General features: G+C 73.2%; 7 protein-coding genes. 2 read left to right on the top strand and 5 right to left on the bottom strand.

What is annotated here, in order from left to right; all coding sequences use genetic code 11:
- The first annotated feature begins 4 nt into the window (after positions 1–4).
- On the top strand, positions 5–472 hold the full coding sequence (locus DMH08_RS25750) for a TIGR03618 family F420-dependent PPOX class oxidoreductase (protein ID WP_125618318.1): 468 nt from the start codon (positions 5–7) through the stop codon (positions 470–472).
- Between the two features lie 12 nt (positions 473–484).
- Here the strand turns inward: DMH08_RS25750 and DMH08_RS42465 are convergent, their stop codons facing one another.
- The 4 genes from DMH08_RS42465 to DMH08_RS25770 form a co-directional block, all read right to left on the bottom strand.
- The gene (locus tag DMH08_RS42465; protein WP_026404791.1) at positions 485–1,393 is read right to left on the bottom strand and encodes a M56 family metallopeptidase; all 909 of its coding nucleotides are present in this window, start codon (positions 1,391–1,393) and stop codon (positions 485–487) included.
- Complete coding sequence (locus DMH08_RS25760) at positions 1,390–1,770, bottom strand: BlaI/MecI/CopY family transcriptional regulator (RefSeq protein WP_026404790.1); 381 nt, start codon at positions 1,768–1,770, stop codon at positions 1,390–1,392. Before DMH08_RS25760 ends, DMH08_RS42465 begins: the two co-directional genes overlap by 4 nt.
- Positions 1,771–1,833: 63 nt before the next feature.
- On the bottom strand, positions 1,834–2,484 hold the full coding sequence (locus DMH08_RS25765) for a response regulator (protein WP_125618320.1): 651 nt from the start codon (positions 2,482–2,484) through the stop codon (positions 1,834–1,836).
- Positions 2,481–3,566, bottom strand: a complete 1,086-nt coding sequence (locus DMH08_RS25770) for a sensor histidine kinase (RefSeq protein WP_125618322.1) — start codon at positions 3,564–3,566, stop codon at positions 2,481–2,483. The genes DMH08_RS25765 and DMH08_RS25770 overlap by 4 nt, the downstream gene beginning before the upstream one ends.
- A 154-nt stretch (positions 3,567–3,720) precedes the next feature.
- Here DMH08_RS25770 and DMH08_RS25775 point away from each other — a divergent pair, with 154 nt between their 5' ends.
- Positions 3,721–4,902 carry a glycosyltransferase 87 family protein gene (locus DMH08_RS25775; protein ID WP_125618325.1) on the top strand — a complete coding sequence of 394 codons (1,182 nt, stop codon included), beginning with the start codon at positions 3,721–3,723 and terminating at the stop codon, positions 4,900–4,902.
- A 416-nt stretch (positions 4,903–5,318) separates the two neighbouring features.
- On the opposite strand, the gene DMH08_RS25780 is transcribed toward DMH08_RS25775, so the two are convergent.
- On the bottom strand, positions 5,319–6,047 hold the full coding sequence (locus tag DMH08_RS25780) for an alanyl-tRNA editing protein (protein ID WP_026404786.1): 729 nt from the start codon (positions 6,045–6,047) through the stop codon (positions 5,319–5,321).
- Between the last annotated feature and the right edge of the window lie 125 nt (positions 6,048–6,172).

Raw genomic sequence — 6,172 nt, forward strand, 5'->3', positions numbered from 1 at the left:
CACCATGACGCGGTACGGCCCCGGCCAGGGACCCGGCCCGAAGCCCGCCTCCGAGGACGAACTCGCCCGCCTGCTCGCCGCACGGCCGTTCGGCGTCCTCGCCACGAACAAGCGCAGCGGCCACCCGCACCTGTCGACCGTCGTCCACGCCTGGGACCCGGAGGCGCGCGTCATCCGGATCTCGACGATCGCCGGACGCGCGAAGGTGCGGCAGCTCGCGAACGACCCGCACGCGGCCCTGCACGTGTCCAGCGACGACCACATGGCGTTCGCCGTCGCCGAAGGGACCGCCGAAGTGTCCGACGTGAGCGGGACGCCCGGCGACGCCGTCGGCCGGGAACTCCTCGCGCTGACCCCCGGCTTCGCCGACCCGGACGACGAGCGCGCGTTCCTCGAACAGATGGTCAAGGACCGCCGGATGGTGATCCGCCTGCACGTCGACCGGCTCTACGGAACCGTCCTCGCGGACTGACGCGGAACCCGGTCAGTGCGGCAGGACGATGAGCAGCAGGGGCAGGCCCGCGACGAGCGGCACCGCCGCCGTCGCGGCCAGCCGCGTCGCGCGCGGCAGCGGGCGCGGCTCCAGCAGCCGGTTCACCCGGGCCATCACCGGGATGTCGTCGCGGGACGCCACCCCCAGCGTCCCCGACGGCGCCGCCGCCGGGCGCGCCGCGGCGAACCGCAGCAGCGCCGTCGCCAGCTCCCGCGGCGACCGCCCCGACCGGGCCCGGTCGTCCGCCGCCATCTCGATCAGCAGCTCCACCGCGTCCAGGCACCGGCCCACCAGCCGCAGCTGCGGGAACACCTGCCGCAGCGACGCGAACGGCAGCAGCACCAGGTCGTGCCGCTCGCGCGCGTGCGCCCGCTCGTGCGCGAGCACCGCCGCCAGCTCCGCCGTGTCGAGCAGCTCCAGCGTCCCGGCGCTCACCACCACCTTGGACGACCGGACGCCCGGCACGCAGTACGCCGCGGCACCCGGATGGTCCAGGACGAGGGTGCCCGGGACGGCCGAGTCGCGGCGCGACACCAGCGCCAGCAGCGCCCGGTGCCGCCGCCGGGCCCGCACCACCCGGACCACCGCGAACACCAGCATCACCAGCAGCACCCCGGTGAGGCTCATCGCCCCGAGCAGCGCCGCCATGTGCAGCGTGTCGAGCTTCGCCGCCCCGTCGTTGTACAGGCCGGGCAGCCCGCCCGCGACGCCGCTGCGGTACGGCAGCAGCGCCAGCCCGAGCAGGGCGCCGATCGTGGCGACGCCCCAGCACAGGCCCAGGGCCTGCCACAGGGCGATGCCGATGCGCGGGGTCCGCCACGTCCACCGGGCGCGGGACAGCGCGTGCGCCCCGCCGACGGTCCCCAGGGAGATCAATGCGAGCAGGGCGGTTCCGGTCATGCCGGTGGTTCCTTCGTGAGGGCTGCCAGCGCCTGGCGGAGCACGTCGACCTCGTTGCTCGAAACCGACTGGACGAAGTGGACGAGCGCCTTGTCGCGGTCGCCCGTCTCCTCCAGCGCACCCAGCATCAGCTCGGTCACGTACCCCTCCCGGCTCTCCACCGGACGGTACCGCCAAGCGCGGCCGTCGCGCTCGCGCTCCAGGAAGCCTTTCTTCGCGAGCCTGTCGAGAACCGTCATGACGGTCGTGTGGGCGAGGTCCCGGTCGTCCGCCAGCGCACGGCTGACGTCACGCGCGGTGGCGGCACCGGAGCCGGCGTCCTCCCGCGCCCAGAGGACCTCCATGACCGTGCGTTCAAGCTCTCCCAGACCCTTCACGGCATCCAGATTATCCGACGCCCCCGCGTAGTACTACAGCCGGTAGGAGTCCTGCTCCGGACGTCACCCGCCCGGACCCGCCAGCCCGTGCTCGTAGGCGATGATCACCAGCTGGACGCGGTCGCGGGCGTCCAGCTTCGCCAGCAGCCGCGCCACGTGCGCCTTCGCGGTCGCGACGCTGATCACCAGCTCGTCCGCGATCTCGTGGTTCGTCAGCCCGCGCCCCACCAGCGCCAGCACCTCCCGCTCCCGCCCGGTGACCCCCTCCAGCGGACGCGCCGGACGCGCGGGCTCCCGCTCCGGGCGCGCCGCGAACTCCGCGATCAGCCGCCGCGTCACGCTCGGCGCGATCAGCCCGTCGCCCCGCGCCACCACCCGGATCGCGCCGAGGATCTCCTCCAGCGCCATGTCCTTCACCAGGAACCCGCTCGCGCCCGCCCGCAGCGCCCCGTACACGTACTCGTCGTCGTCGAACGTGGTGAGCATCACCACCCGCGCGCCCGAGATCCGCCGCGTCGCCTCGATGCCGTCCATGTCCGGCATCCGGATGTCCATGACGACCACGTCCGGCGCGACCTCCTCCACCAGCCGCACCGCCTCCGCGCCCGTCCCGGCCTCCCCCACGATCTCCAGGTCGGACGTGTCGGCCATCAGCACCCGCAGCCCCGCCCGGACGAGCGGCTGGTCGTCCACGAGCAGCACCCGGACCGTCACGCCGGGATCCTCGCCGCCACCCGGAACCCGCCGCCCGGCCGCGGCCCCGCCGCGAACTCGCCCCGCAGGAGCGCGACCCGCTCCCGCATCCCCACGATCCCGAACCCGGCGCCCACCGTCCCGCCGCTCCCCTCGTCCTCGACCTCGATCTCCAGGCCGTCCTCCCGGTACCCGATCGTCACCCTGCAGTCCGCCACGCCCGCGTGCCGCACCACGTTCGTCAGCGCCTCCTGCACCACCCGGTAGGCGCACAGGTCGACGTCCGACGGCAGCTCCCGCCGCTCCCCCGTGCGCCGCACGTCCACCCGCACCCCGGCGTCGCACGTCGCCGCCGCGAGCCGCTCCAGGTCGTCCAGTCCCGGCGCCGGCCCGAGCGCCCCCTCCCGGCGCAGGCCGGTCAGCATCCGGCGCAGGCTCGCGAGCGTGTCCCGGCTCGTCGCCTCGATCACGTCGAGCGCCTTGCGCGCCTCCGCGGGCTGCGTGTCGATCACCCGTCCCCCGACGCCCGCCTGGATCGCGATGATCCCCACGCTGTGCGCCACCATGTCGTGCAGCTCCCGCGCGATCCGCAGCCGCTCCTCCGCGAGGGCCCGCTCCGTCTCCCGCGCCCGCAGCGCCTCCGCGTGCGCCCGCCGCACCCGCACCGAGTTCCCGGCCGTCCACGCGACCACCAGCGCGAGCAGCACCGACAGGTACAGCGTCTCGTTGACGTACATGAACAGCGAGACGCACAGGAGCTGAACCAGCGCCGTCACCCCGGCCGCGGTCAACGACGTCCACCGGGGCCGCACCGACGCGACGTACGCCACCCCGGCGTCCGCGAGGAGCACGTGCAGCAGCAGCGCCACACCCTGCTGCTCCGCCAGCATCCCGCCCGTCCAGGCCAGCAGCAGCACCGCGAACGCCGGCAGCGGCCACCGCGCCAGCATCCCGAGGACCGCGACCGTCAGCGCCACCGTCAGCAGCACCTCCAGCCCCTGGAAACCCGACGGCGCGCTCTCGAACGTCAGGTACACGACGACCGGGTACAGCGCTGCCGCGCACCACATCGACGCCGCGGAAAGAACCCGGCGATTCACCATGCGCCGATCGTAACGAGCGCGCCTCCCCCGCACATTGGCCCGCGGGCTTAATCCCCCGGGCCACAACCCCGTCCGCGAATGCAATCCCCGGCCCGACGCGACGCCCCCGCGCCATTCGCGATCGTGGGCCGTCCACACCGGACGGAGGACATACGTGAAACGGCTGGCGTACACGGCCCTCGCCATCGAACTGGTCGCCGTCGCGATATTCGCCGCGACCTACGACTCCCTCGACTTCCGCATCTACATGCTCGGCGGCGAGGCCCTCACCGACGGCGCGTCCCTCTACCTGGAGCAGCACGCCGACCACTGGTTCACCAACACCCCGTTCGCCGCCCTGGTGTTCGCGCCCCTCTCCGCCCTGCCCCTCGCCGTCGCCCGCGTGGCCTGGCAGCTCGCGTCCGTCGCGGCCTTCGCCTACGCGTGCGCGGTGACGCTCGAACTCGCCGGCCGCCGCCCGTCCCGTCCGGCCGTCGCCGCGGCCGTCGCCGCCGGCCTCGCTCTCGCGCCGATGTGGCACTCGCTCTACCAGGGGCAGGTCAACCTGTTCCTGCTGGCGCTCGTGATGCACGACATGAAACGCATCGCGAACAACAAGAAGGCGGGCATCGGAATCGGCATTGCCACGGCGATGAAACTGACCCCCGGAATCTTCATCCTCTTTCTCCTCGTCACCCGCAGAACGAAATCCGCCGCGCTCGCCGCCGCCGCATTCTGCGCCTGCGCCCTCGCCGCGTGGGCCGTCGCCCCCGACGCGTCCCGCGTCTACTGGCTGCACACCTTCTTCGACACGTCCCGCGTCGGCGCCCCCTACATCAGCAACCAGTCCCCGTACGGCGCGGCCGTCCGGATCTTCGGCGGCGCCGAGCACGTGGACGGCTGGTACACGTTCGTCCCGCCCCTGCTCGCCGTCGCCGGCCTCGCCCTCGCCGCCGCCCGCGCCCGCCGCGGCGACTGGCTCGCCGCGATCGCCGTCACCGGCACCACGGGCCTGCTCGTCTCCCCGATCTCGTGGGCGCACCACTGGGTGTGGGTCGTCCCGGCCCTCGCGGTCCTCCTCCGCGACGGCCACCGCAAGACCCCCGCCTTCGCCTTCGCGGTGTTCGCGATAGCCCCCATGTGGTTCACCCCCCACGACGGAGGCCCCGACGAGTACGGCTTCCACGGCCCCGTCACCCTCGTGGCGAACGCCTACCTGGCCGCGGCCCTCGCCTTCCTCGCCTACGCCTGCCTCCGCCTCCGAACCCCCCGCCCCGACCGCCACGCCCTCAAGCCCGATGCGCCCGAGAGCACCCCTGCTCACGAGAACCACCGGGTCCCCACGCCCGAACGCTGATCCGCGGTGAGACGGCGATCGACACAGGGGCCCTCCGCCGGTGGCGGAGGGCCCCTGCCGTGCTCAGGTGCGGCTCAGTTCAGATCGCCCAAGCACAGCGTCTCGCGCCACCCCTCGAGGCAGATCGACTCGTCGGAAATGAGAATAAGGAACGGAATACCGACGGGAATCGGAAGTTCGATCATGACCACCCTCGATTTCTCTGTGTGCTGACACAGTCACATACAGTCGCACCGTGCGTCGCGGCACACAAACGCCACAGAGCCGTGGCGAACGTGGGAGGCCGCCTCATCCCCGAGCGGCGCCGATGTACCCCGCACCTCCGCGATGCTCCCCCGGTTCACCGGCCGATTCCCCGGACGGGGCGGTCGGGGGCCGGTCGGTGATCCGCCCGGGTGCGGCCGCTTCGTCGAGGGTCAGTCGGTGATCTTGATGCGGAGGCGGCGGAAGCCGCGGCCCTTGTTCTCGACCTTGGCCACGGTGATGCGGCCGATCTGCTTGGTGGAGCCGACGTGGGTGCCGCCGTCGGCCTGGGTGTCGAGGCCGACGATGTCGACGATGCGGACGTCCTGCACCTCGGGCGGGACCAGGTTGGTGGCGGTGCGGACGATGTCGGGGATCGCGAACGCCTCGGCGCGCGGGAGGGTGCGGACGTCGATGCGGCGGTTCGCCTCGACCTCGGCGTTGCAGGCGTCCTCGACGGTCTGCTTGAAGTTCGGCGGGACTTCGCGCAGGTCGAAGTCCATCCTGGCGGTCAGCGGCTCCATGTTGCCGCCGGTGACGAGGCAGCCGAAGTCGCGGAACACGACGCCGCACAGCAGGTGCAGGCCGGAGTGGGTGCGCATGAGGGCGGTGCGGCGGTCGTCCTCGACGGCGCCGCGCACCACGGTCCCGGCGGGCGGGAGCGGGTCGTCTTCGGCGGGCAGGAGGACCGGGTCGTCGCCCTTGCGGACGCCGGCGATGCGGGTCTGGACGCCCTGCCAGAGGAGGACGCCGTGGTCCGGCGGCTGCCCGCCGCCGCCCGGGTAGAACGCCGAGCGGTCGAGGACGATCCCGTCGGGTCCGGATTCGAGGACGACCGCCTCCCACTCGCGGAGGTTCTGGTCGTCGAGTTCCAGCCGGGTCGTGCGTCCGTGCGCGGTCATGGCGGCCTCCTTGTCGTCGCGGCGGCGGGTCCGATCATGCCGCACCGCCGGTCAGCGGCGGGCGGGAAGCGGGAGGTCGGGGACGGTCGCGTCGGCGGGGCGGCATGATCGGGCCCCTGTCTCTT

The organism is Actinomadura sp. WAC 06369, from assembly GCF_003947565.1.
Taxonomy (GTDB): domain Bacteria; phylum Actinomycetota; class Actinomycetes; order Streptosporangiales; family Streptosporangiaceae; genus Spirillospora; species Spirillospora rifamycini.

Bases quoted from the DNA above. Each gene is read 5' to 3' on its own strand.
- DMH08_RS42465 (WP_026404791.1), bottom strand. From the start codon at position 1,393: ATGACCGGAACCGCCCTGCTCGCATTGATCTCCCTGGGGACCGTCGGC.
- DMH08_RS25750 (WP_125618318.1), top strand. From the start codon at position 5: ATGACGCGGTACGGCCCCGGCCAGGGACCCGGCCCGAAGCCCGCCTCC.
- DMH08_RS25770 (WP_125618322.1), bottom strand. From the start codon at position 3,566: ATGGTGAATCGCCGGGTTCTTTCCGCGGCGTCGATGTGGTGCGCGGCA.
- DMH08_RS25780 (WP_026404786.1), bottom strand. From the start codon at position 6,047: ATGACCGCGCACGGACGCACGACCCGGCTGGAACTCGACGACCAGAAC.